Source organism: Streptomyces sp. f51 (assembly GCF_037940415.1).
Classification (GTDB): domain Bacteria; phylum Actinomycetota; class Actinomycetes; order Streptomycetales; family Streptomycetaceae; genus Streptomyces.
The window spans coordinates 5,960,415-5,985,504 of record NZ_CP149798.1 but is presented as its reverse complement, the minus strand read 5'-3'; the positions used below and the strand labels follow the sequence as shown (position 1 = coordinate 5,985,504).

19 protein-coding genes are annotated in these 25,090 nt (G+C 73.4%); 9 read left to right on the top strand and 10 right to left on the bottom strand.

Going from position 1 to position 25,090, the window contains the following annotated elements; all coding sequences use genetic code 11:
• The first annotated feature begins 6 nt into the window (after nt 1-6).
• Nucleotides 7-489, top strand: a complete 483-nt coding sequence (locus tag WJM95_RS25975; RefSeq protein ID WP_339132211.1) for a DUF456 domain-containing protein — start codon at nt 7-9, stop codon at nt 487-489.
• On the opposite strand, the gene WJM95_RS25970 is transcribed toward WJM95_RS25975, so the two are convergent.
• The gene (locus tag WJM95_RS25970; RefSeq protein ID WP_339132210.1) at nt 486-1,829 is read right to left on the bottom strand and encodes an SGNH/GDSL hydrolase family protein; all 1,344 of its coding nucleotides are present in this window, start codon (nt 1,827-1,829) and stop codon (nt 486-488) included. The genes WJM95_RS25975 and WJM95_RS25970 overlap by 4 nt on opposite strands.
• 193 nt (nt 1,830-2,022) lie before the next feature.
• Here WJM95_RS25970 and WJM95_RS25965 point away from each other — a divergent pair, with 193 nt between their 5' ends.
• The gene (locus WJM95_RS25965; RefSeq protein WP_339132209.1) at nt 2,023-2,391 is read left to right on the top strand and encodes a PPOX class F420-dependent oxidoreductase; all 369 of its coding nucleotides are present in this window, start codon (nt 2,023-2,025) and stop codon (nt 2,389-2,391) included.
• Here the strand turns inward: WJM95_RS25965 and WJM95_RS25960 are convergent.
• The 4 genes from WJM95_RS25960 to WJM95_RS25945 form a co-directional block, all read right to left on the bottom strand.
• Complete coding sequence (locus WJM95_RS25960) at nt 2,330-3,856, bottom strand: AlkA N-terminal domain-containing protein (protein WP_339132208.1); 1,527 nt, start codon at nt 3,854-3,856, stop codon at nt 2,330-2,332. The two genes, WJM95_RS25965 and WJM95_RS25960, sit on opposite strands and share 62 nt — an antisense overlap.
• Nucleotides 3,857-4,039: 183 nt before the next feature.
• A complete protein-coding gene (rsgA, locus tag WJM95_RS25955; protein ID WP_339132207.1) occupies nt 4,040-5,152 on the bottom strand; it encodes a ribosome small subunit-dependent GTPase A in 1,113 nt (370 codons plus the stop codon).
• Between the two features lie 307 nt (nt 5,153-5,459).
• Complete coding sequence (locus WJM95_RS25950) at nt 5,460-6,971, bottom strand: cellulose binding domain-containing protein (RefSeq protein WP_339132206.1); 1,512 nt, start codon at nt 6,969-6,971, stop codon at nt 5,460-5,462.
• A gap of 386 nt (nt 6,972-7,357) precedes the next feature.
• Nucleotides 7,358-8,680 carry a radical SAM protein gene (locus WJM95_RS25945; protein WP_339132205.1) on the bottom strand — a complete coding sequence of 441 codons (1,323 nt, stop codon included), beginning with the start codon at nt 8,678-8,680 and terminating at the stop codon, nt 7,358-7,360.
• 162 nt (nt 8,681-8,842) lie between these two features.
• On the opposite strand from WJM95_RS25945, the gene WJM95_RS25940 reads away from it, so the two are divergent.
• On the top strand, nt 8,843-9,694 hold the full coding sequence (locus tag WJM95_RS25940) for an alpha/beta hydrolase (protein ID WP_339132204.1): 852 nt from the start codon (nt 8,843-8,845) through the stop codon (nt 9,692-9,694).
• A gap of 53 nt (nt 9,695-9,747) precedes the next feature.
• Here the strand turns inward: WJM95_RS25940 and WJM95_RS25935 are convergent, their stop codons facing one another.
• Nucleotides 9,748-10,758, bottom strand: coding sequence for a hydroxyacid dehydrogenase (locus WJM95_RS25935; RefSeq protein ID WP_339132203.1), 1,011 nt, complete (start codon nt 10,756-10,758; stop codon nt 9,748-9,750).
• A 196-nt stretch (nt 10,759-10,954) separates the two neighbouring features.
• Between WJM95_RS25935 and WJM95_RS25930 the strand changes: the two genes are divergently transcribed.
• The 3 genes from WJM95_RS25930 to WJM95_RS25920 all read left to right on the top strand — a co-directional run bounded on the left by WJM95_RS25930 (nt 10,955) and on the right by WJM95_RS25920 (nt 16,534).
• On the top strand, nt 10,955-12,199 hold the full coding sequence (locus tag WJM95_RS25930; RefSeq protein WP_339132202.1) for an FAD-binding protein: 1,245 nt from the start codon (nt 10,955-10,957) through the stop codon (nt 12,197-12,199).
• Nucleotides 12,200-12,338: 139 nt separating this feature from the next.
• A complete protein-coding gene (locus WJM95_RS25925) occupies nt 12,339-13,586 on the top strand; it encodes an ROK family transcriptional regulator (protein ID WP_339132201.1) in 1,248 nt (415 codons plus the stop codon).
• A gap of 56 nt (nt 13,587-13,642) precedes the next feature.
• Nucleotides 13,643-16,534: a glycoside hydrolase family 2 TIM barrel-domain containing protein gene (locus WJM95_RS25920; RefSeq protein ID WP_339132200.1), complete on the top strand. Its 2,892-nt coding sequence runs from the start codon at nt 13,643-13,645 to the stop codon at nt 16,532-16,534.
• Nucleotides 16,535-16,590: 56 nt separating this feature from the next.
• Here WJM95_RS25920 and WJM95_RS25915 read toward each other — a convergent pair whose 3' ends face one another.
• Together WJM95_RS25915 and WJM95_RS25910 are read right to left on the bottom strand one after the other, a co-directional pair.
• Nucleotides 16,591-17,193: a hypothetical protein gene (locus WJM95_RS25915; protein ID WP_339132199.1), complete on the bottom strand. Its 603-nt coding sequence runs from the start codon at nt 17,191-17,193 to the stop codon at nt 16,591-16,593.
• Nucleotides 17,190-18,899 (bottom strand): PHP domain-containing protein, encoded by a 1,710-nt coding sequence (locus tag WJM95_RS25910; RefSeq protein ID WP_339132198.1) that lies wholly within the window; start codon nt 18,897-18,899, stop codon nt 17,190-17,192. Before WJM95_RS25910 ends, WJM95_RS25915 begins: the two co-directional genes overlap by 4 nt.
• A gap of 247 nt (nt 18,900-19,146) precedes the next feature.
• Here WJM95_RS25910 and WJM95_RS25905 point away from each other — a divergent pair, with 247 nt between their 5' ends.
• Nucleotides 19,147-19,746, top strand: coding sequence for a WHG domain-containing protein (locus WJM95_RS25905; RefSeq protein WP_339132197.1), 600 nt, complete (start codon nt 19,147-19,149; stop codon nt 19,744-19,746).
• 12 nt (nt 19,747-19,758) lie between these two features.
• Here WJM95_RS25905 and WJM95_RS25900 read toward each other — a convergent pair whose 3' ends face one another.
• Nucleotides 19,759-20,562, bottom strand: a complete 804-nt coding sequence (locus tag WJM95_RS25900; protein ID WP_339132196.1) for a rhomboid family intramembrane serine protease — start codon at nt 20,560-20,562, stop codon at nt 19,759-19,761.
• A gap of 37 nt (nt 20,563-20,599) precedes the next feature.
• Nucleotides 20,600-22,375, bottom strand: coding sequence for a DUF2264 domain-containing protein (locus WJM95_RS25895; protein WP_339132195.1), 1,776 nt, complete (start codon nt 22,373-22,375; stop codon nt 20,600-20,602).
• Nucleotides 22,376-22,623: 248 nt separating this feature from the next.
• Here WJM95_RS25895 and WJM95_RS25890 point away from each other — a divergent pair, with 248 nt between their 5' ends.
• Together WJM95_RS25890 and WJM95_RS25885 are read left to right on the top strand one after the other, a co-directional pair.
• Nucleotides 22,624-23,022 (top strand): hypothetical protein, encoded by a 399-nt coding sequence (locus WJM95_RS25890; protein ID WP_339132194.1) that lies wholly within the window; start codon nt 22,624-22,626, stop codon nt 23,020-23,022.
• Nucleotides 23,015-25,090: an Hsp70 family protein gene (locus WJM95_RS25885; RefSeq protein ID WP_339132193.1), complete on the top strand. Its 2,076-nt coding sequence runs from the start codon at nt 23,015-23,017 to the stop codon at nt 25,088-25,090. Before WJM95_RS25890 ends, WJM95_RS25885 begins: the two co-directional genes overlap by 8 nt.

Sequence of the window (25,090 nt, the reverse complement as noted above, 5' to 3'; positions counted from 1 at the left end):
GGGCAGATGGGAGTGTGGGAACTCCTGCTGGTCGGCGTGGTGATCCTGCTCGGCCTGGTCGGAGTACTGGTGCCCGGTCTGCCGGGTTCGTGGCTCGTCTGGGCCGCGGTGCTGTGGTGGGCGCTGAGCTGTCCGCAGAAGCTGTCCTGGGCCGTCCTGGTGGCCTCGACGGCGGTCCTGCTGCTCTCCCGGGCCGTCCGCTGGATGCTGCCGCCACGACGGCTGCGCGAGAGCGGGGCCACCACCCGGATGGCGGTGTACGCGGGTGCCGGGTCCTTCCTCGGCTTCTTCCTGGTCCCGGTGGTCGGCGCCGTGGCCGGTTTCATCGGCGGGATCTACCTCTGCGAGCGGCTGCGCCTCGGCGGACACGGCCCGGCGAAGGCCTCGGTACGGACCGCGATGCGGGCGGGCGGCTGGAGCGTGCTGACGGAACTCTTCGCCTGTCTGCTGATCATGGGCGCGTGGCTGGGGGCGGTCATCTGGGGCTAGGGCCCGGGGGTGCGTGGCCCGGCCCCGAGCGGTGTCAGCAGGGAACGCAGGTCGATGGTGCCGGCCAGCGCGCGCATGCCGGCGTCGTTGAAGTGCAGGTGGTCCCCGGGGTCGTAGGCGGGGAGGATCCGGTTCGGGCGGGCCGGGTCGCGGACGACGGCGTCGAGGTCCGCGACCCCGTCGAAGATCCGGTCCGTGCGGACGGCTGCGTTGACGGCCTGCCGCACGGCCTCCCGGGCCGGGGTGTACGCCGCGTGACCGCCGTACGGGGTGATCGTGCCGCCGATGACCTTGATGCCGTGGGCGTGGGCGCGGCGCACGAGGAGCCGGTAGGCGTTCTCCAGAGCACGCGGGTCCCGCTGCTCCGGGGTTCCCTTGATGTCGTTGACGCCCTCCAGCACGATCAGTGTCCGGACGCCCGCGCGGGAGAAGACGTCGGCGTCGAGACGGGTCAGCGCGCTCGGACCCTGGCCGTCCAGGAGGAGGCGGTTCCCGGAGATGCCCGCGTTGAGGACGCCTGGCCCGAGGTGCGGGGGCAGCCCGCGCAGCCGGGCGGCGAGCAGGTCGGGCCAGCGGTGGTTGGCGTCCGAGGTGGATCCGGTGCCGTCGGTGATCGAGTCGCCGAGCGCGACGACGCTGCCGGCGGCCGTGGCCGCGCCGAGAACGTCGACGCCGGTCACGTAGTACCAGCTGCCGACCGTGGCGGTGTAGCCGGCGCCGCTCTCCTCGCCGGTCCGGTCGCCCGCCGGGGCGACGAAGCTGGTCTGGAACGCGGAGCGGTGGTAGGTCGCCGGGCCCGAATCGGCCGGGGTGTGCACGGAGACCAGCAGGTCGGCGTCGGCGGGGACGGACAGGGGGACGGGGTCGCTGACCAGGTCACGGCCGGCGGGAACGGTGACCGCCCTGGCTCCCGCGAAGGTGACCGCGCGCACGGACCCGGCCAGGGCCCGGGGACTCCCCGGTTCGTCCGGGTGCCTCAGCGCCAGCGTCACGGCACCGAGCCGCAGCGGCCTCGTGCCGAGGCGGTTGGACAGGCGGACGCGCGCGGCCTGGCCCCCGATACTGGTGTGGACGACGTTGCGGATCGTGGCGCCGGGCGGCGCCGGCACCGTGCCGGAGGCCGCCGCCTCCCAGGTCCCCGTCCACGCTCCCGTCCCGGCCTCCGCCCGGGTCCCGACCGGTTGCGGACCTCTCGCGCCGGGCACCGACCGCGCTTCGGCGATCGCACCCGCCGCGAAGGCGATAGCGCCCGCCGAGGAGGCGATCGCACCCGTCGAGGAGAGGACCAGGGCGGTCGCCAGAGGGACGAGGAGACGCCGGAACACGATCACGCGGGACATGGGGCCATCGATTCCCCACCCGCGTCCGCCCGCATCACATCATCACACCGTCGGACGCGTCCGAACGGGACCGGAGGGGACCGCGAGGACCCGCGAGGGCCCACGAGGACCGGCGGCGAGGACCGCTCTCCTCCCCCGGACCTAGGACCGGAACCCGATGCGCGGTGCGGCCGGGGCGTACTTAACTGCTGCCATGACCGAATTCAGTGAGGCCGAGCGCACGTATCTGAGGTCGCAGCGGCTGGGACGGCTGGCCACCGTCGACCCCCTCGGGCAGCCCCAGGCCAACCCCGTCGGCTTCTTCCCCCAGGACGACGGGACGATCCTGATCGGCGGCTACTCGATGGGCGCCACGAAGAAGTGGCGCAACCTCCTGAAGAACCCGAAGGTCGCCCTCGTCGTCGACGACATCGTCAGCCTCGACCCGTGGAAGGTCCGGGGCGTCGACATCCGCGGCGAGGCGGAACTCCTCACCGGGGCACACGACTTGGGCCCGCACTTCAGCGAGGAACTGATCCGGATCCATCCCCGGCGGATCCACAGTTGGGGCCTGGAGGACTGAACTCCCCCACGGGCGGGCCCTGAAGCTCCCCCGCCGCGCTCAAGTGCCGTACCGCGTAGGAGCGCCACGGCCTCCAGCCGTCCGGGGCGTCCACGCCCGGCGGTGCCACGTCCGGGTCGCCCAGCGCCCGGGTGAGGACGACGGCGGCGGTGTCCTCGTCCAGTCCGGGCAGCGCCAGGAGCGCCGCCCGGGCCTCCTCGCGGTCCGCGCCGGGGTCGAGTCGCAGGGTGCCGTCGGCGAGGGCCGCGGCCAGCGCGCCGAGCGGGCCGCCGGGCTCCGCCTCCGCGAGCACGGCGGCCTCGGGGAAGAGATGGGTGAGCGTCCCGCACCCGGCGTCCAGCGCCTTCCCGTAGCGCAGCACCAGCCGCTCGGCCTCCGCCTCCCCCACGAGCGCGCGGACCGCCAGTTCGTCGGGATCGGCGGCGCCCGGCGACCGCAGGCCCGGACGCGCCGCGACCAGCGGCCCCAGCCGCGCGTCCGCTCCCAGCCGTTCGTCGACCGCGTAGGGATCGGCGTCGAGGTCGAAGAGCCGCCGCAGCCGCTGTACGGCGGTGGTCAGGTCCCGGAGATCGGTGAGGTGCAGCCGGGCGTCCAGCCACCCGCCGGGGTGGGCGGCGTCGCCGGGCCCCGGTACCCGCCCGGTGCGGCCCGTCCCGCCCGCGCGAAGGCGGCCCGCGCCGGAACCCGGCCGCTCCTGGACGGCCACGATCCCCGTGCCGTACGGCAGCCGGAGTGTCCTGCGGTACGTGCGCCGGCCGCGTACGCCCTCGACCGCCTCGACGCCGGGGACCGCCTCAGCGGCCAGCAGGTCGAAGACGGCGGTGGACTGGTACGGGCCCCGGTAGGCGAGCCGGAGCGGGACCCCGGCCGCGGGGCCGGCCACGCTCCGGGCGGCCTGGCCGGTGCGCGGCACCGCGGCGCGCAACTCGCTCGGCGTGGACGCGTAGACCGTGCGGATCGTGTCGTTGAACTGGCGCACGCTGGCGAACCCGGCCGCGAACGCGATCTGTGTGACGGGGAGTTCGGTGGTCTGGAGGAGTGTCCGCGCGGTGTGCGCCCGCTGGGCCCTGGCGAGCGCGACCGGACCCGCGCCGACCTCCGCCGTCAGCTGCCGCTGTACCTGTCGGGTGCTGTATCCGAGCCGTGCGGCGAGGCCGCCGACGCCCTCGCGGTCCACCACGCCGTCGCCGATCAGGCGCATGGCGCGGCCGACGACATCGGCCCGTACGTTCCAGGCCGCCGAGCCCGGCACCGCGTCCGGACGGCATCTGCGGCAGGCCCGGAACCCGGAGCCCTGCGCCGCGGCGGCCGTCGCGTAGAACCGCACGTTGTGCCGCTTCGGCGTCACCGCGGGGCAGCTGGGGCGGCAGTAGATCCCGGTCGTCCGCACGGCGAAGAAGAACTCCCCGTCGAACCGGGCGTCCCGGCTCCTTACGGCCTCGTACCTGGTGTCCTCGTCGTTCACCCCTCCAGTGTCGCCCCGCCCGCACCACCGGGGCTGGCGGAAATCGGACACGGCATCCGGGAGCGGGACGACACCCCGCGCCCGTACCACCGCACAGCGCGGTGGTACGGGCGCAGCGGGGCTACGGCGGGCCGGGACACGGGCGTCGAAGGTGCGCCCCCGTCCGCGACCCCGTGCCCGGGGCTACCAGCGGCCGCGCTTGGCCTCCATGGCGGCGCGGCCCTCCGCCCCCTTGCGCTTCCAGTCGCGGCGGATCTCGGCCCGCACCCGCGCGTCCGTCTTGGCGACGATCCGCTGGTTCTCGCGGAGCAGCTTGCGGTAGCTCTCCAGCCGCCGCTCCGGCAGTTCGCCGGAGTCGACGGCCGCGAGCACCGCGCACCCGGGCTCGGCGACATGGGCGCAGTCCTGGAAACGGCAGTCGGCGGCGAACTCCTGGATCTCGGAGAACACCTGCCCGACACCGCTCTCGGCGTCCCAGAGTCCGACTCCGCGCAGTCCCGGGGTGTCGATGAGGACACCGCCGCCCGGCAGCGCGAGCAGATTGCGGGTCGTCGTGGTGTGCCGCCCCTTGCCGTCCATGTCGCGGGTCGCCCGGACGTCCATGACGTCCTCGCCCAGCAGCGCGTTGGCCAGGGTCGACTTGCCCGCGCCCGACTGCCCGAGCAGCACGGCCGTACCGCCGGCGAGCACGGCTTCCAGGACGTCGAGCCCCTCCCCGGTCGCGGAGCTGACGGCGAGCACGGGAACCCCGGGCGCGCTCGTCTCCACGTCCTGGACGAGGTGCGCGAGGGTCGCGGCCTCCGGAACCAGGTCGGCCTTGCTGAGGACGACCACGGGCTGGGCGCCGGACTCCCAGGCCAGTGCCAGGAAGCGTTCGACGCGGCCCAGGTCGAGTTCGACGGCGAGCGAGACGGCCACGACGGCGTGGTCGACGTTGGCGGCGAGGATCTGCCCCTCGGACCGCTTGGAGGAGGTGGACCGCACGAAGGCCGTACGGCGTGGCAGATACGCCCTCACGTAACGCGGGGTGCCGGCCGGCTCGACGGCGACCCAGTCACCCGTGCACACGACGCGCATCGGGTCGTGCGGGGTCACGAAGGCCGTGTCGGCGCGGATGACGCCGTCGGCGGTGGCGACGTCGCACTGGCCGCGGTCCACACGGATCACGCGTCCGGCGACGAGCCCCTGGGCGTCGTAGGGAGCGAACTCGTCCGCCCAGGCGTCGTCCCAGCCGTACGGAACGAGCGGGGACAGCCCCAGGGAGGCGGACGGGGTCGGGAAAGCGGAGGAAGTCAAGGGAGACCCTTCACAAGGGCGGCCCCGGCGACGCGCACTGCGGCGCGAAGGAAGAGGAAGGTCAGCCGGCGGCCACGGAGGTGGACTTGATGAACTTCTGGATGCGGGCAGCGCCCATCGCAACGACAGCCATCGGTCACACCTCCTGGTCCTGCTCAGTCGACGACAACGGTGGCCGGCCGGCCACCATCGGTACGTGCGGAAGCCTAGCGGCGCGCCACGGCGGGACGCCAACGTTTTTTCCCCGAGGCGGTCGTCCCGCCGCCGGACGGACGGCCGGGGCGCGGGACGGACCGGTCCGCGCAGGTCAGTGAGCCGTGGTGCAGCGGCCGCCGTTGAGGGTGAAGGTGTCCGGGGACGCGTTGCCGTCGTGCCGGCTGCCGAGGAAGCCGACGGCGAAGGAACCGCCCGCCGCGACCGACCTGTTGTACTCCTCGGCCGTCGCGGTCACGTGGGAGCCGTTCTGGGCGACGGTGCCGTCCCACATCTGGGTGACCCGCTGGCCGTCGTCGAAGCTCCAGCCGATCTGCCAGGAGTCGAGGGCCTTGACGGAGGTGACGGTGACGGTGGCCTGGAAGCCGTCCGTCCACTGGTCGACGACGTCGTACTTCACCGCGCAGGAGGCGGGCCCCTTCGTGGTGCCGGACGGTTGCGCGGAGCCCTTGGATCCCGGGGTCGCGGCGCTCGTGGCGTGGGCCGGGGACGAGGTCGTGCCCTGGGGTTCGGGGTCGGACTTGGAGCCGGTGCCGACGCTGGGGTCCACGGGTCCCGGCGACACGAGCGAGCCCTCCGCCCGGGTCGTGGCCGCGGGGGACGACACGGCGGGGTCGGCCACCGGCCGGCGGTCGGCCGCGTCACCGCGTGCTGAGGCGGCTCCGTCGTTCCCCGAACCGAAGGGCATCAGGGAGACGGTGAGGGCGAGGCCGGAGACGATCACGGCGGCGACCAGCAGGCCGGTGCGGCCGATCCGGGGCGTGGCCTCCCTGTTCTCGGCGAGACCGGTGTCCGAGGCGGCGTCCGTGCGCCCGCCCGCGAGTCCGGCCTCGGCGGCGCGGCGCCTGCGTTCCAGATAGGCGAGGCCGCCCCAGCCGATCACCCCGCCCGCGAGCGCGGCGGGCAGCCCTCCGCCGTGCAGCCGCAGACAGGCCGCGGCCTCCGCGCACTCCACGCACCGGGCGAGGTGCTGCGAGAGGTCCTCGGGCGTCTCGGCTCCCGGCGACCGGGTGACCGCGTCGAGGAGCCGGGCGTAGCTGCGGCAGTCGGCGTCCATCGGCGTGTCGAGGTGGTTGCGGTGGCACCGGTCCCTGAACAGCGCGCGGACCTGGCCGAGTTCCTCGGCCGCGGCCACCGGGTCGAGGCCGAGCCGCCGGGCCACCGCGGGCAGTGGCAGCGCCTCCACCTCGACCAGCCACAGCAGCGCGGCGTCGGGTTCCTGAAGGTCCTTCAGACCGCGCAGCGCGACCGGGCGGTGCAGGGGCGGCCCGGTATAGCGGGCGGCCTTCTCGGAGTTGAGCCACAGCCTGAGGTCCGGGTCCAGCCGGTGCCCCTGGCCGTGGGCCTCCCAGGCGGCGGCGGTGGTCCGAACCGCGTTCAGCAGCAGGGGAATCCGGGGCAGCCGGGGGCTTCTGCGCCCGGTGGCCTTCGTGCGGCCGGTGGCCGAGCGCGCCTCGTGGATGCCGTGGGTGAAGGCCTCGGTGGCCAGTTGGGTGGACGCGGCGGAGCCCGACGTGCACAGATCGGCGTACGACAGGACGGCGTCCCAGCATTCCGAGAACAGCGCGGCCTCGGCGGCGTCCTGGGGGGTCGGCAGGTCTGGCATGGGGGCTCCTGCATCCACTGCGTCCATGTGCAACGTCACACGACGCACAACTCGCCTGATTTCAGGGGTAGTTGGCGTCCGTCCGGCTCGACAACGGGCCAGAGCCTTTCACGCGATCGACACAACTGACAAGCGGCGTAGTCACATCATGCGTTCGCGCGATCACAGGACGGCCCATGGGGCTCCGGTGGCCAGAGTGTCGACGCAGCGCGGCCCCGGAGGGAACCGATCACTCCAACCTTCACAGGACCTGCCACTCCCGGGCGGTCGCACTCCCCCGCCCTGGCAGGCCGCAGGGGTACGGCCCGGACGTCGCGATGACGTCCGGGCCGTGGGGGCGCGGGCGGTACGAGGCCGTGCGACGGATGCCCCGCCGGGGCCGCGGGTCACACCTGGGAGGCGGGCTCCTGCGCGGGCAGGCTGTCCATGAAGGAGCTGACGGAGAAGACCGCGCGACCGGGGCCGGGCTCGCCGTATCCGGGCGGCGACTGGAGCCCGAAGTCGTCCATCGTGGCGCGGTAGGCCTCCAGCAGGCGGATGTGGTACTCCAGCGGCGCGCCGTTCGGGTTGGCCTTGCCCAGCGGGGTGGTCGGCTCGGGGCACCAGGTGGTGAAGCGGGGCGTGATGCCCTGCGACATGAAGAACCGCAGGCCCTCGGTCGTCGAGGCGATCGCCTCGTCGACGCTGGTGAAGCCGAAGGGCTCGGCCATCTCCACGCCCGCGACGAAGTTCGGGATCACATTGCGGGCGCCGAAGATCTCGGCCGAGTCGAGGATGCGCCTGTGCCACTCGTCGCGGCCGACGTAACGCTCCTTGCCGGGGCAGTACATCTTGAACAGATACTCGTCCCACACCTCGTAGTTGGGGTGGTAGATCTGCACCCCGTAGTCCTTGAACCGCTGGACGTCGTCGCGGGGCAGCGCCTGGGCCACCACCTTGCCGATCCAGCGTCCGGGGAACCGCTCCTCGATGGCCTTGGCGTAGTGGCCGTAGAAGTCGGCCTCGTCACGGCCGGAGACCGTCTTGGTGATCGCGCCGCCGGTGAGGGTGTACGCCGTCGACGCCTTCGCGGTGTCGTACCGGTCGATGATCTCCAGGGCCTCCAGGACCTCCTCGACGTCCTTGACCCCGGTGTAGGGACGGCCCGCCGCCTTGTGCTGGCGCCAGTTGTGGTTGATGTCGCAGTACTGGCACTCCTCCTTGGCGCCGAAGTACTGGCAGACCCGGAACACCGTGAGGTAGATCAGGTAGCCCCACTGGATCGTCGGGGCCACCTCCATCACGGACTTCCCGTTGGAGAGCTTGTGCCGGTAGTACTCGGGCATCGGCGGCACGCCGACGTCGGAGATCCGCTTCCCGTCGAGGTACAGCCCGAGGACGCCCTCCTCGTCGGCGGCGACGCGGTACGGCGAGGCGGGGTTGACCCGCACGGAGACGACGGTGCGCCGCAGGTCGTACGGGCCGCCGGTGAGGATGATCTCCTCGGGCGGGCGCCGGAGCGCGGCCTCGCCCAGCTCGGGCAGGGTGCCGTGGTCGAAGGAGAAGATGAAGTACGACTTCGGTTTGACCTCGCCGCCCTCGTTGTCGCTGAGCGCGGACGCGTCGAAGGCCACGCCCCCGCGGAGCAGGTCCTCCTTGATGACGGCTTCCCGTGGCACGTGCGGGAACCGCTCCATCAGATCCTCGACCAGCGCGGTGCGGCTGCCCATCCCGTTCTCCTCGCTCCCGACCTGCTTCGTCTGTCGTGTTCGACTCCTCACGGTATGCCCCCGCCCGGACATCGGCCGTGCCGGGTCCCCCGTGCGCCGCGGACCCGCCGCGGCCCGGAATCGCGTTTGCCCCGCCCGGGCGCCGCTGCGAGAGTCGTGGCCATGCCTGCCTTCAGCGCGTACGACGGGACCGAGCTGGCCTTCGAGACGCTCGGGGACGGCCCGCCCCTGGTGTGTCTGCCCGGCGGACCCATGCAGGACTGCGTCTACCTCGGTGACCTGGGCGGGCTGTCCGCGCACCGGCGGCTGATCATGGCCGACCCGCGGGGGACCGGCCGCTCCGCGATCCCGGCGGACCCCGGCTCGTACCGCTGTGACCGGCTCGTCGACGACGTCGAGGCCCTGCGCGAGCACCTCGGTCTCGACCGGATGAATCTCCTCGCCCACTCCGCAGGAACGAATCCGGCCGTCCTGTACGCGCAGCGGCACCCGGAGCGGGTCGGGCGGCTCGTGCTGGTCACTCCGAGCGTGTTCGCCGTCGGCGTCGACGTCAGCGGCGGGGCCAGACGGGCGACGGCGTCGCTGCGCCGGGACGAGCCCTGGTTCCCGGAGGCGTTCGCTGCTCTGGAGGCGATCGTCGCCGGCGACGGGGACGCCGCGGCGTTCCGGGCCATCGCCCCCTTCTGGTACGGCCGTTGGGACGAGGCCGCGCGGGCTCACCGGGACGCGGGGGACAAGCACAGGAACCACGAGGCCGCGGCCCGCTTCGGCGAGGCCGGCGCCTTCACCCCGGACGCCACCCGGGCGGCACTGGGCCGCCTGGAGTCCCCGGTCCTGGTGCTCGCGGGCGAGGTCGATCTGAACTCCCCGCCCCCGGCGATGGCCGAGGTCGCCGCTCTTTTCCCGCACGCGGAGCTGGTCGTACGGGCCGGGGCCGGACACTTTCCGTGGCTGGACGACCCGGAAGGGTTCGTGGCGACGGTGGAGGCGTTCCTGGCCGAGCCCGGTCGCTGACGGCCCGGGCGGTCCTTCCGGTGGTTCGCCCGCGTGGCTGGTCAGGCGGTCCGTCAGGCGGTCCGTTCCAGATCCTCCCGGCCGATCCGGAACTGGGGCGCCTCCCCCGACAGCAGACGTTCCGTCTCGGCCAGCACGCTCAGGCCGAGACGGGCGAGCTCGTTGCCCTGCGAACCGGCGAGGTGCGGGGTGAGGAAGGCGTTCGGGAGGTCGTACAGCGGAGAGTCGGCGGGGAGCGGCTCGGGGTCGGTGACATCGAGGATCGCGCTGAGGCGCCCCGCGCGCAGCGCCTCGACCAGGGCGTCGTGGTCGACCAGGGAGCCGCGCGCGGTGTTGACGAGCACCGATCCCGCGGGCATCAGGGCCAGTTCGCGGCGGCCGATCAGATGCCGGGTCTGCGGGGTCTGCGGCGCGTGGAGGGTGACGATGTCGCTGCCGGAGAGCAGCTTGTCCAGCGGCAGCAGGGGAACACCGAGGGCGTCCGCCGCGGCCTCGTCGACAAAGGGGTCGGTGAGGCCCACCTCCAGGTCGAGGGGCCGGAGGAGTTCGATGAGCCGGCGGCCGATGCGGGAGGCGCCCACGACGCCGACCCGGCGGCCGAAGTTGCCGGTGGCGGGGAGTGTCCCGTCGTGGGGGAAGGCCCGTTCGGCGCGCAGGCGTTCCCGGTGGGCGAAGACGTTCTTGCCCGCGAGCAGGATCATGGCGAGCGTGTACTCGGCGACGGGCAGCGCGTTCGCGGCGGCGGCCGAGCAGACGACGATCCCGCGCTCCCACACCTCCGGTGTCGCGAAGCTCTTCACCGAACCGGCGGCGTGCAGGACGGCCCGCAGCCTCGGGAGCGCGTCGAGCGTGCCGGTGTCGAGGACGGGGCAGCCCCAGCCGGTGATCAGGATCTCGGTGTCGGCGAGCCGGGCCCGTACCCGCGGATCCGTGAAGTCGCCCGCCAGCGCGGAGAGGTCGATGTCCACCAGTTCGCGCAGCCGGGCGAGGGTGTCAGGGGGGAAGATCCGCGGCACGTTCTCGGCGGTCATGGCGAACATCGCCACCGGTCGCCGGCCGGTCATCGCCGCAGGACGCTCGGGCAAGGGGGTGGCCTTCCGGTTCGGTGACGCCGACGACAGCAACCGCTCTCTACGGTAGATCGCGCCACGTGAGAGGGTCAATGGACCGGTCTGCCACCGCGGCGGACCGACGGGGTAGGTTCGCCCGGTGGTCATTGCATGGGCCACGTACAGCGACTCCCGGGGAGGGACGACAGGGATGACCCTGACCAACTGGGCCGGCAACATCACGTACACGGCCAAGGAGCTGCACCGGCCCTCCTCGCTCGACGCGCTGCGCGCCCTGGTCGCGGGCAGTTCCCGGGTCCGGGTGCTGGGCAGCGGGCACTCGTTCAACGACCTCGCCGAACCGGGCGCCGACGGCGTCCTGCTGTCGCTGACCGGTCTGCCGCCGTCGGTGGACGTCGACACGGCGGCCCGTACGGTACGGGTCTCGGGCGGCGTCCGGTACGCCGAACTCGCCCGCCGGGTGCACGAGCACGGACTCGCGCTGCACAACATGGCCTCGCTCCCGCACATCTCCGTCGCGGGATCGGTCGCCACCGGCACCCACGGGTCAGGGGTCACGAACGGCTCCCTCGCCTCCGCGGTCCGCGAGGTCGAGCTGATCACGGCCGACGGCGGCTCCCTGGTCATCGGCCGGGGCGATGAGCGGTTCGGCGGTGCCGTGACGGCGCTCGGCGCGCTCGGTGTGGTCACCGCGCTCACGCTCGACCTGGAACCGGACTTCGAGGTCAGCCAGCAGGTGTTCACCGAACTCCCGCTGGAGGGAATCGACTTCGAGACGGTCGCGGCGGCCGCGTACAGCGTGAGCCTGTTCACGGACTGGAGGTGCCCCGGCTTCCGGCAGGTGTGGCTCAAGCGGCGTACGGACCGGCCGGCGCCGGACTTCCCGTGGGCGGAGCCTGCGACCGAGGCGATGCATCCGGTGCCGGGCATGCCCGCCCGCAACTGCACGCAGCAGCTGGGGGTCCCCGGCCCATGGCACGAGCGACTGCCCCATTTCCGGGCCGAGTTCACCCCGAGCAGCGGGGCCGAGCTCCAGTCCGAGTATCTGCTGGCGCGTTCGGACGCCATGGCCGCGCTGCACGCCCTGGACGCGATCCGGGAGACGATCGCGCCGGTGCTCCAGATCTGCGAGGTGCGGACCGTGGCCGCCGACGAGCAGTGGCTGAGCCCGGCGTACGGCCGGGACACGGTGGCGCTGCACTTCACCTGGATCGAGGACACGGAGGCCGTACTGCCGGTGGTGCGGCGGGTGGAGCGGGCGCTGGATCCGTTCGGGCCGCGGCCGCACTGGGGCAAGGTGTTCACCGTGCCGCCCGCGGTGCTGCGTGAACGGTCGCCCCGGCTGGACGCGTTCAGGGCGCTGGCCGGCGAACTCGACCCGGCCGGCACGTTCACCAACGCCTTCGTGCGGGACTTCCTCCACCCGGGCGCCTGACCTTCCGCCGTCGTCGCCCCCGGCCTTCCTCCACCCCATTTCCCAACCCCTTGTCGAATGTCCGGGGCGGACCATAGCCTTGACGGGCCCGGGAACCGAGGCGCCCGGCGGCGGGCGCGCGGGAACGAGGGGGAGTCCCATGAGGCGCGGCACGTCACGCGACATCCGCACCGCGAACCGGTACGGGGTACTGCGCCAGATCATCGCCGCGTCCCCCACCTCGCGGCAGGAACTGGCCGCGGCGACCGGGCTCAGCCTGGCCACGGTCGCCACGCTCGTCGGTGAACTGCTCGACCTCGGGATGCTCACCGAGGTCGGTTTCGAGGACTCGGCGGGCGGCCGTCCGCGGGGGCTGGTGGCGGTCGACGCGGCGGGGGGCGCCCTCATCGGCGTCGACATCGCCGAGACCTACGTCCGGGTCGAGCTGTTCGACCTGGCCCTGAACGTCCTCGCCCGCGCCGACGAGGACATGCGCCCCGGGGAGAGCCGCCCGGAGCAGGTGGTCGGCCATGTCGCGGCCGCCGTCTCCTCGGTGGTCGCGCGGTCCGGGGTGGAGAGCGCCCGGGTCCTCGGTGTGGGCGTCAGTGTCCCCGGGCAGGTCGACCGGGACACCGGGATCGCGGAGTACGCGCCCAACTGGGACTGGCACGACGTGCCGTTGCGCGATCTGCTCGCGGAGCACATCGCGCACCCCATCCACCTGGACAACCCGCTGCGCGCCTGCACGGTGGCCGAGCTGTGGTTCGGCGCCGCCCGCGGACGCGGTGACGCCGTCGTGGTCAATCTGGGCACGGGCGTGGGCGCGGGTCTCGCGTTCGGCGGCGGGCTGCACCGGGGCGTCAGCAACAGCGCGGGCGAGTGGGGCCACACCACGCTCGTCCTGGACGGACGTCTGTGCCACTGCGGCAACCACGGCTGCGTGGAAACCTATGTCGGGGCTCCCGGCATCATGCTGAATCTGCGGGAACTGAGCCCCGGCAGCGCCCTGTTGCACCCGGGAGACCAGACCGCCACCGTCGAGGCCCTCGCCTCGGGCGTGGCCGCGGGGGACCCGGTGGCCCTCAAAGTCGTGCGGGACACCGCCCGTTACCTGGGTGCCGGGATCTCCGACCTGGTCAACCTGCTCAACCCCGAAGTGGTGGTGCTGAGCAGCTGGGTCGCGGCCGCGCTCGGCGAACCGCTGCTGCGCGAGGTCCGCGAGGCCGTCGCCACGCACGCCCTGCGGCGCCCGCTCGCGGCCACGGAGATCGTCCTGTCCCCCATTCCGACCGACCCGGTCTGTCTGGGCGCCGCCACCTTCGCCCTCGAAGGTGCGCTCCAGTCGGTCGGCCGGCGGCCGGCCGCGCGAACCGCCCCCGCAAGGAGCCGTACAGCACCTCCGACGTGAGCGTCCGGCATCCCGGCCCCGGCACCGCTCGTCCTGCCCCCGCAACGAGGAGACGCATGCCCTTCCGCACCTCGCCCGGAACACCGGCCTCTCCCCCGTCCGGCACCGACTACGTCGAGGACGTCTCGCCCGGCGGCGGGGCCCTCGCGCCCCGCGCCTGGTACGCGGCATCGGACGCCCGGTCCCTCTCCCTGAACGGCGGCTGGGACTTCCGCCTCTCGCCCACCGCCGACGCCGAGGACGACTCGTTCGCGGCCGAGGGGTACGAGCCCGTGGGCTGGGCCGAGGTCCGGGTGCCGGGCCACTGGGTGCTCCAGGGCCACGGGTCACCGGCGTACACGAACCACCTCTACCCGTTCCCGGTCGACCCGCCGCGCGTACCGACCGAGAACCCCACCGGTGACCATCTGCGCCGGTTCGCCCTGCCCGCCGACTGGCCGGCCGACGGCGGTACGCTCCTGCGCTTCGACGGGGTCGAGTCCTGTGCCCGGGTGTGGCTGAACGGCACGGACCTCGGCGACTTCAAGGGGTCCCGGCTGCCGCACGAGTTCGCCGTGGGCCATCTCCTCAGGCCCGGCGGCAACGTGCTCGCCGTCCGGGTGCACCAGTGGTCGGCGGGCTCCTATCTGGAGGACCAGGACCAGTGGTGGCTGCCGGGCATCTTCCGGGACGTCACCCTGCTGCACCGCCCGCCGGGCAGCGTGCTCGACTTCTTCGTGCACGCCTCCTACGACCATCGCCGGGGCCTGGGGACCCTGCGCGTCGACTCCGACGTCGACGGGCGGGTCCTCGTGCCCGCGCTGGACATCGATGTCGCCACCGGGACACCGGTCACCGTGCCGGTGCTGCCCTGGACCGCCGAGACGCCCCGGCTGTACGACGGCGAACTGGTCACCGGGGGCGAACGCGTCCCGCTGCGCATCGGCTTCCGCACGGTCGAACTCGCGGACGGCCTGATCAAGGTGAACGGCACGGCCGTCCTCTTCAAGGGCGTCAACCGGCACGAATGGCATCCGGGGAAGGGGCGCGCGCTCGACCCGGAGACCATGCTCGCCGACGTGCTGCTGATGAAGCGGCACAACATCAACGCCGTGCGCACCTCGCACTATCCGCCGCATCCCGCCTTCCTCGACCTGTGCGACGTCCACGGGCTGTGGGTCGTCGACGAGTGCGACCTGGAGACCCACGGTTTCGCCGCACAGGACTGGCGCGACAATCCCGTCGACGACGACCGCTGGACACCCGCCCTGCTCGACCGGGCCGCGCGCATGGTCGAACGCGACAAGAACCACCCCTCGGTGATCCTGTGGTCCCTCGGCAACGAGGCCGGCACCGGACGCGGTCTCACCGCCATGGCCGAGTGGATCCGCGCCCGCGACGGTTCACGGCTCCTCCACTACGAGGGGGACCACGGCTGCCGCGACACGGACGTGTATTCCCGTATGTACACCGATCACGCGGAGGTCGAACGGATCGGCCGGCGTCAGGACGGCGGCGGCCTGAAGCGACGTCAGCTTCCCTTCATCCTCTGCGAGTACGGGCACGCCATGGGCAACGGCCCCGGCGGCCTCGCCGACTACCAGCGCCTGTTCGCCTCGTACGAGCGTCTCCAGGGCGGCTTCGTCTGGGAGTGGATCGACCACGGCATCGCGGACGAGCGCCACGGGTTCGCCTACGGAGGGGACTTCGGCGAGGAACTGCACGACGGGAACTTCGTCTGCGACGGGCTCCTCTTCCCCGACCGCACGCCGTCCCCCGGGCTCGTCGAGTACAAGAAGGTGATCGAGCCGGTCCGCATCGACGGCTCGGGCCCGGACGGCACCGTGCGCGTCACCAACGGGTACGACTTCGCCGACCTCTCCCGTCTGGCCTTCGCGTGGACGTACCAGGTGGACGGCGAGAGCGTCGCGTCGGGCCCGCTCGTGGTGCCCGCCCTGGCACCGGGCGAGTCGGCCGACGTCGAGCTGCCGGCTCCCCCGGTGGACCCACGGGGCGCCGGGGCGCTGTGGACGGTCAGGGCGTCGACGGCCGAGGCGACGGCCTGGGCGGAGCGCGGCCACGTCGTCGCCTGGGCGCAACTGCCCGCCGCGGAGCCGGTCCCGCCCGCCTTCGTCCCGTCCGCGGCCCCGGTCCTCTCCGGGCGGGCGATCACCCTGGGGCCCGGAACCTTCGACGCCCGTACCGGTGCGCTGCTCGCCGTCGGCGGGACCGGGATCACCGGCCCCCGCCTCGACGTGTGGCGCGCGCCGACCGACAACGACGACGGCGCGCACTGGCAGCCCGACGCCCGTCACGGTCCGCTCTGGCGGGCGCTGGGCCTGCACCGGATGCGGCACCGGCTGGACGCGGTGGAGCCGGGCGGGAACTCCCTGACCGTACGCACCCGGGTGGCGCCCGCGGCCCGGGAGGTGGGTCTGCGCACGGTGTACCACTGGACCTCCGACGGCACCCGGCTGCGGCTGACCGTGTCCGTGGCGCCGGAGGGCCGCTGGACGCTGCCCCTGCCCCGGCTCGGCGTCCGGCTCGGACTCGCGGGCTCGGCCGACCGGGTGCGCTGGCTCGGCGGCGGCCCCGGAGAGGGCTATCCGGACACCAAGTCGGCCTGCATGGACGGGCTTTGGGAATCGACCGTCGACGCCCTCCAGACGCCGTACGTGCGCCCGCAGGAGAACGGCGCCCGGCCCGACGTCCGCCGGGCCGAGATCGGCGGGCTGCGGATCGAGGGCGACCCGGCCTTCTGGTTCACCGCGCGCCGCTGGACGACCGAGCAGCTGGACGCGGCGGCCCACCGGACGGATCTGCGCCCCGGGGACACGGTCTGGGTCAACCTCGACCACGGGCAGCAGGGCATCGGTTCGCAGTCCTGCGGTCCCGGCGCCCTCCCGCGCTATCAACTGCGCGCCACACCGGCGGAGTTCTCCTTCGTGTTCTCCGAGATCCCGGGCTGAGGCCCTCGCCCCGGAGCGCGGCCGGACGGCTCTCCCCGGCCGTCCGGCCGCTCCCTTCAGTGGTCGGCGCAGCAGGGTGTCGGGTCCGGCACCTCGAAGGGCACCAGGGTGCCGCCCGCGGCCGGCATCGCCACGAGGACGAGACGGCCCTCGCGCCACTCCGGGCGCACGTGCTCGCGCGTGACCAGCAACGTCTCCGGGGAGGGCGCCTCGGGCGAGCCGAGCACGGCGACCCGCTCCACCGCGCAGACCTCCAGGAGGCGTGCGACGGTCAGGACACCGGTGACGGCGCCGGACCCCGGGTAGAGGACGGCACGGCCGCCCGTGCGGGCCGCGTGCTCGGCCGCGGCGAGGGCCGCTCCGGCCGCCGACTCGCCGGGACCGTGCCGCTCGTCACCGAAGGCGACCCCCGGAGCGTCCCCGGACCTGCCGGGGCCGTCCCGCGCGAGCCGCTGCCAGAGCGCCCGGGCCGCCCGCTCCGAGGGCAGGGCGAAGGACAGCGCCGTGTGCGGCCGCAGTCCGTCCCGCACGTGGTGCGTGCAGCCCGACACGGCCGCATCCGGGCCGAGTTCCGCGGCGAACGCCCGCAGCAGATGGTCGGCCCCGCGCAGGGCGCCCGTGTGCCCGGTGTCGACGCCGACGACATGGGACTCGCTCACGAGGGCAGGACCCACACCGGGTTGGAGTAGAACCACAGGTCCTTCCACGGGTCGGCGTCGCCGAGGACGTCCACGGCGGGGCCCGCCGGGTCGACCGCAGCGCCCCTGAGTCCCACCGCGGACCGGTTGCCGTCGGTGCCGCGGAGCCGGACGTACACCGGGCGGTCGACGGCGCCGAGGTCGTAGGTGAGACGGACCGTGCCGGAGGACTTGTTCACCTCGTAGGACTTGGCGACCCGCGCGGTGGGGGCGGAGAGCGTGTCCCGGTCGGAGACCGGGCCCGTCACATCGCCCTGGACGACGTCGACACGGGCCAGCTTGGGCACGAATCCGGCCCAGTTGGCACCGCCGGCCAGTCCGAGGTCCACGGTCAGCGTGACCCGGGTGCCCTTGCGTACGTGCAGCGCGCCGCCGAGGGTGGCCCAGCGGCCGCCGCCCGCGACCCGCGCGTCGAGACCGCTGAGAAGCCCGCCGTGGTCGACCCAGATCCGGCCGGCGCGGATGCCGTCCATCACGGCGGCGTAGGAGAAGCCGTCGGAACCGACGTGCGTACGGCTGTACTGGCCGGGCCAGTAGTCGCCCTGGGTGGTGTCGATCTTGCCCCCGTAGACCGGGTCGGTGTGCCGGCCGTTGAGGTTGAAGTCGCTGTCCGGTCCGCCGCGCACCGCGGTGTCCGTGTACACCTGGTGGGAGTCGGAGTTGGCGGTGATCCACCAGGGCCGGCCCTCGGCGAGCAGGCTGTCCCACAGACCGCCGACGGTGGCGGTCATCCAGTCGAAGCCGCCCCAGGTGCGGTAGCTCTCCGGCGGGTAGCCGGCGAAGGAGTTGGCGCTCGGGCTGTTGTCGTACAGACCGCGCGCGACGCCCATGCCGTACGTCTTCTCGATGCCGCCGGCCTGGTGGCCGGGGGCGCCCTCGAAACCGACGGCGATCTGGTGGGAGGCGGGGGTCGCGTCGCGCCAGGCGCGGATCTCGTGCGGGGAGTCGAGGCCCTTGCGGGCGGGGTGGTTGGCCAGCATCAGGACGTCCTTGACGCGACGGCTGCGGACCTGCTCCGAGAGGAAGGTGAGGCCGGCGACGGCGAGCGCCTCGTTGGCGGGCGTCGAGTCGGTGGCGCCCTTGACGCTGCCGTCGTAGTCGGTCTCGAACTGCTTGAGGACGGCGACCTCGTTGCGGCCGGGGTGGACGAAGACCGTGCCGTGCTCGGCGGCCGGGATGTTCCATTCGAGGCCCTGGAAGACGAGGGTGTCCTCGTAGGTGTCCCGGGCCTCCCGGATGTCCGGGTTGACCTTGTCCACGCCGATCCTGGCGTGGGCGTCGCTGCCGTGGTCGGTGATGACCATCCAGTCCAGGCCGTGCGCCGCGCCCTGCCGGACCTGGTCGCCGACCCGGTACTTGCCGTCGCTGCTGTACTGGGTGTGGATGTGGTGGTCTCCGGCCAGCCAGAGGTAGCCGTTCTTTCTCCGGCCGCCCGTGGAGGCGTACGCGGGGGTGGCGGCCCCCTGCGCGAGGACGCTTCCGGCGGCGAGTCCGGCGCCGAGCAGTCCCGCGCGGCGCAGCAGCGAGCGGCGCGAGCGCTGCTCGGGGGTGAGGGCCTCGTCGGGCACCGCGGTGTCGAAGGCGGCGGGCAGCGTGGTGTCCGCGCCCTCGTGACCGTGCTCGTGGTGATGGTGGTGCCCGTGCTCGTGTCCGTGCGTGTGCCCCATGACCGCCTCCTGAGTCCAGCCCCGCCCCTGCGGGCGCGTCATGAGGAGATTCGGGGCGGAGCATGAACGGCGGACGGCTCCCTCGTGTGCGCGGGACGACCTGAACCGGTCAACTGGCCATATATATAGGGGTGTTGCCGCAGGGCATGTCCGTTGCGTCATGAATTCCGGGGAGTCGCCTGCCTTCGGGGGCTAGGCTTCTCCCTGGGTTCCCTAGGAAATGTTCTGTGGCGCAAAGGTGGTCCTCATGGCTCGTGCCGGGCTCACGACCGAGAGGGTCGTGCGGGCGGCGGCCGATCTCGCGGACGAGATCGGCTTCGAGAACGTCACCGTGGCCGCGCTGGCCCGCCGGTTCGGCGTGAAGGACGCGAGCCTGTACGCACACGTGAGGAACCTGCGGGAACTGCGCGAGCGCGTCGCGCTGCTCGCGGCCGGCGAGATGATCGACAGGATCGCCACCGCGGTGGCCGGGCGGGCGGGCAAGGACGCGCTCGTCGCCTTCGCCGACGCCTATCGCGCGTACGCGCTGGAGCGGCCCGGCCGCTACCGGGCCACCCACACCCAGCCGGACCCGGCCCTGGTCGCGGAGCGGCCGGAGTACCGCCGCACCGCCGAGGTCACCACCGAGGTCACCTACGGCATGCTCCGCGCCTACGGGCTGTCCGAGCCCGAACTGACCGACGCCGTACGCCTGTTGCGCAGCACGTTCCACGGCTACTGCGCCCTGGAGGCCATCGGCGGGTTCGGTGCCGCACGCTCCGTGGAGACGTCGTGGGGACACGCGCTGGACGCGCTGCACGTGGCCCTGGAGAACTGGCCGCGCGCCGGGACCGGCCGGCCCGGCTGACCGCGCTCCCGGTCAGAGCAGCCCCAGATCGCCCAGTTCCTTGTGCAGGTCCGCGCGCGGGGCGGCGGGGTCCTGGGGGCGGGTGAGGGCGCCGGGGCCGGTGGGCGGGAGGGCGGCCGGGAGGCGGTCGCGGAAGATCCAGGCGCCCGCCAGGCCGCCGATCAGGCCGCCGAGGTGGCCGAGCCAGCTCACCCCGGGCGTCCCGGGAACCGCGACGGTGAGCATGTAGGCGAAGGACGCCGCCATGACGACACCGATCAGGGTGTCGATCAGATGCCGGTCGAAGATCCCGCGGACCACGACATAGCCGAAGTAGCCGAAGATCAGGCCGCTGGCGCCGACGGTGTCCACATCACCCCGCTCGAAGAACCACACGACCAGTCCGCTGGTCACCGCCACCAGCAGGCTCAGGCCAAGGAAGCGGGCCACTCCCCGGTAGGCGGCGAGGAACCCGAAGACGAACAGCGGGCCGGAGTTGCTCTCGATGTGGGCCCAACTCCAGTGCAGGAAGGGCGCGGTGACGATGTCGGGCAGGGTGGTGACATCGCCGGACACCACCCCGTAGTCCCGGGAGAGGGCGTAGTGGTCGGCGAAGTTGGCCAGGTGCACCAGCCAGACGATCGCGACGAAGCCGAACATCACGAAGAACGCCTTCCGCGCCTCCGCGATCATCCGCTCCGCGTCGACCGGGCCGCCTCCCGCCGAAGCGCCGAAGCGGCCCGTACCGCCGGGACCGCCGGGACCGCCGGGATCGCCCGTGCGGCCTCTGCCGCCGATACGGCCCAGCAGACCCCGGCCCTCGTCCGAACCGCCCATCACGCACCCCCCCTGCCCCGGCGGACCTGTTTCCGCCTCACCCCGAACTGTAGGGAACGGCCGAGGGGCCGCCGCCGTCCAGGGGGACGATCCCACCGGCGCCGTCGAACCGGAAGCCCGCCGTGCCCCCGCCCGTCCAGGTCACCGTCAGGTGGTGGGTCCCGGGCGTCGCGCCCTCGGGAGTCGTCACCCGCACCGACACCAGGTCACCGAGCGGGAGGGGGTCCGGGTCGGCGGTGAGGCGGACGAGGGCCACGAACAGGGAAGGCGCCTCCCCGGTGACGCCCGTGAGTCCCGCGTCCGCCCCCGAGTCCGGTCCCGGCTGCGACAGGCCGTGCGCGGGCAGGAGTTCGGACCGCGCCTCGCCGCGCCCCGCCCAGCCCGTGACCCGTACCGCCGTGCCCGGGTCCGCGCCCGACACCAGATGGGCCCGCACCTCGACGGCACCCCGCGCCACCACGAGGGAGACGGCCGCGACTCCCTCCGAGACGGCGTGCCGGGAGGCCGCCCAGCCCTCCCCGACGCCCAGGGGCACGATCCCCGTACGGCTCGCGTCGCCGCCGACGATCACACTGTTGTCGTACGAGGGCGCGGGCCGCGTCACCGTCGAGTAGGCGAGCCGCGTGTAGAAGGGGTCGTAGCGGACGTCCTCGCTGCCGTGGTTGTGGAGGCGGACCAGACCGTCCGAACGCGTCGACTGGAGCAGCCAGTTGGGCGGGCCGACCGGAGTGACGGCGTCGGCGCGCTCCGCCGGGCCCGGTTCCTCCGTCGCCGTCCAGACCTCGTGCTCCGGGGGCAGCAGCAGGGCGACGAATGCCTTGCTCGCCCAGTACGGCGAGGCGGGGCCCGAATAGTGCTGGAGGAACGTCTCGTCGGGGCCGTGCCAGCCGAGGGTGAGCAGGCCGTCCCCGTCCAGGGCGCCCCGGTCGAGGAAGTGGCTCAGAGCGCCGGAGGCGAGGCGGCGGGTCTCGCCCGGGGACAGCGGGGTACGGCCGGTGAGCGCGCCGAGCCACAGTGGGGCGGTGGCCGCGAAACGGTAGGTGAGCGAGCGGCCCTGGAGCATCGGCGCGCCGTCGCCGCCGAACAGGCGGGCGTAGTCGCCGAGATGAGCCTCGAGCCGGCCGGCGTACAGGTCGAGGAGCGGGGCGTCGCCGGCCAGCCACGCGTGCAGCACCGGATAGAGGTGCATCGCCCAGCCGTTGTAGTAGTCGAACTTGCGCCCGTGGCCGTCGGTGTACCAGCCGTCGCCGAGATACCACTGTTCGATGCGCTCCAGTCCCCGCTCGACCGCGGCGCGCGACGCCTCGGGCTCGTACCCGGCCTCCTGGAGGAAGCCGCCGACCGTCACCGGGAACAACTCCCAGTTGCAGGGCCAGGGTTCGGCGGTCAGCGCGTCGCCGAGCCATGCGGCGGTCCGCTGCCGCACGGCGTCGTCCAGTCGGTCCCACAGCAGTGGGCGCGTGAGCCGCAGCGCGAGCGCGATCGAGGCGGCCTCGACGAGGGGCTGGCTGCGGTCCTCGATCCGGGGCCAGACGCCCATGGGCCCGGCGTCCAGCCCCCGCGCGTACCGGTCCAGGACCTTCTCGTCCCGGCGGAAGCCGGCCAGCAGCAGGGTGCGGGCGTAGCCCTCCAGGCCGTCGGAGAGCCGGCCGGCGCTGCTCGTGTGCTGTCCGGGGAAGTGGTACAGGGCCTGGTCGTCCGTGGCGTACGGGGCGACGGCGGCGAGCAGGGAGTCCGCGGCCGCCTCCCAGTGGGCGCGGGTGCGGCCGGTGTACGGGCTCAGGGACCTGTCCTCGGCGGGCTCGACGGGCATCGGCGACCTTCCTGTCCTGGACCGGGCCCGACGGTACCTCCGTTCGGCAACCGCTTTCCAGAGGGCGGCCCGACGACTGCGGCGCATCGGTCGACTCCCCCGGCCTCGCGGTCCCGACGCGGCGGGCGGCAGCTTGCTCGGCTCGCGCGCGAAGAGGCCGTATTCGCCTCATTCCGCCCGAAGGGCGACTCCGTGCTGCCACACTGGCCTCTCCCGGGTGGGGGCCCGGTGACCACGGGGAGGGAACCTTGAGCGATCCGCGATACGAGGCCGTGCTGACGTTCACCGACGAGGCGGACCCCTACGGCGCGGAGGACGCCGTGTCCCTCCTGGCCGAGGAACTGTCCCTGCTGGAGCTGTCGTTCGTGCGGCACCCGTCGGGCGGCCCGGCCACCGGCGGCACCCGGGCCGGGGAGACGGTGGTCCTCACGACGCTCCTCGTCGGCGCGACGAGCGCACCGACGCTGCGGGCGGTCCTCGCGCTGGTCCAGGACTGGCTCGCGCGCCGCAACTCGGGTTCCATCGACGTGACGATCGGCGGCGAGGAACTCCACCTGACCTCGGTCTCGCGCGCCGACCAGCGGCGGGCCGTCGAGCTGTTCGCCGACCGGCACGCCCCGCGAGAGGCCGACACGCCGGATGCGTAAAGCGGCACTCCTCGTGGTCAACCAGCACTACGCGGACGGGTGTTTCGAGGAACTGCCGGGAGCCGCGGCGGACGCCGAGCACCTCGCCGCCGTGCTCGGCGACCCGGCCGTCGGGGAGTTCGAGGTCACCGTCGTCGAGAACGGCACGGCACTGGAGATCCGCAAGGCGATCCAGTCCTTCTTCGCCCGGGCCGGAAGCCAGGACCTGCTCCTGCTCCACCTGTCCTGCCACGGGCGCAAGGACCCGCGCGGCCGGCTGCACTTCATCGCCTCCGACACCGAGGAGGCATATCTGGACGCGACCGCCGTGTCCTCCCTGTTCGTCGCGGACCAGCTGGAGCAGAGTTTCTGCCGCCGGGCGGTCGTCCTGCTGGACTGCTGCTACAGCGGGGCATTCACGAAGGGGCTCAGGACCCGCGGGGCCGCGCCCGGCGTCGACGTGAGGGAGCCCTTCTCCGGGCTGGGCCGGATCGTCATCACCTCCTCCACCGCCCTCCAGTACAGCCACGAGAACGAACTGACCAGCAGGGAAAAGGCGGAGCCGTCCGTCTTCACCGCCGCCGTCGTGGAGGGGCTGCGGGACGGCGCGGCCGACCTGGACGGGGACGGGTACGTGTCGGCCGAGGAGCTGTACGCCTTCGTCCACGAGCACGTACGAAGCCGGCTGCCGGGCCAGACACCGACCCGCAGCGTCAACAACGCCGAGGGCACGCTCTATCTGACGCGCAACCCCGGCTTCCGCCCCGCCGCCGCGCCCGCGGGCCCGGCACGTTCCGACACCCTCCGCGTGCCAGTCCCCAGCACGGCGCCCTCGCCGCGTCCCGGCGCCCCGCGCGAGACGGACGGATCGAGGATCCTCGGCATCGATTTCGGGACGACCCGTTCCGCGGTGGCCGTCTTCGTCGACGGCGGGGTACGGGTCGTCCCGAACCGGCACGGCGAGCTCACGACCCCCAGCGTCGTGGCGTTCGCCGAGGACGGGACGCTGCTGGTGGGCAAGGCCGCCGAGGAGCCGGCCTCCCGCGTTCCCGGCGGCGGCATCCACCGGGTCAGACCGGAACTGGGCACGGGATGGACCCACCGGCAGGGGGTGAACCGCCACTCCGCCGAGGAGGTCGCCTCCTGGATCCTCGCCGACCTGCGCCGGAGCGCGGAAGCCCACCTCGGTGAGACGGTGACCCGGGCGATCCTCACCGTGCCCGCCCACTTCACCCCCGTCCAGCGCGCGGCACTCGCGGACGCGGCGGACCTCGCGGGCATCGAGACGGTCGGGATGCTCGACGAACCGGCCGCGGCGGCGCTTTCGTACGGCTTCGGCCGGGCCGAGGAGAACATCATGGTGTTCGACCTGGGTGGGAGCACCCTGGACGTCTCCGTGCTCGGCATCGGCGACGGGGTCGTCGAGACGCTGGCCACCGGCGGCGACAGCCGGCTCGGCGGAAGCGACTGGGACGGCCGTGTCGTCGATCACCTCGTCCGTGAGCTCGCCCTCCATCAGGGAGTCCGGCTCACCGACCGGACCGCCCTCCGGCGGGTGGCCGAGGCGGCGGAGGCCGCGAGGATCGAGCTGTCACGGGCCACGGCCACCGACATCGTGCTGCCGCACATCGCGGTCTCCCCGTCAGGACCGGTGCACCTGGAAGCCACGCTGACACGCGCTCGGCTGGAGGGGCTGACGAAGGATCTGCTGGAGCGCTGCGCGGAGACGGTGCGTCGGGTCCTGGAGAGCGCCCGGGGCATCGAGGGGGTCGAGGAGATCGGCCACTTCGTCCTGGTCGGCGGTGCCACCCGGATGCCGGCGATCGCCGCGCTCGTCGAGGGGACGGCGGGCGGCCGTGAACCGGTCCGGGCCGTCGTCCCCGAGGGAGTGGTCATCGGTGCCGCGCTCCAGGGCGCCGTGCTGACCGGCCAGTTGCGCGAGGACCTGCTCCCGGACGTGTTCACCACGGTCCAGGACGGGCGGTCCGATGCCCGGATCACGACGGACCGAGGTGACTGCCGTTCTCGTTCCGCGGGACGGTCGCCCAGCAGATGGACGGCGCGTGGCGCGGAACCTCCGATCGGCTAG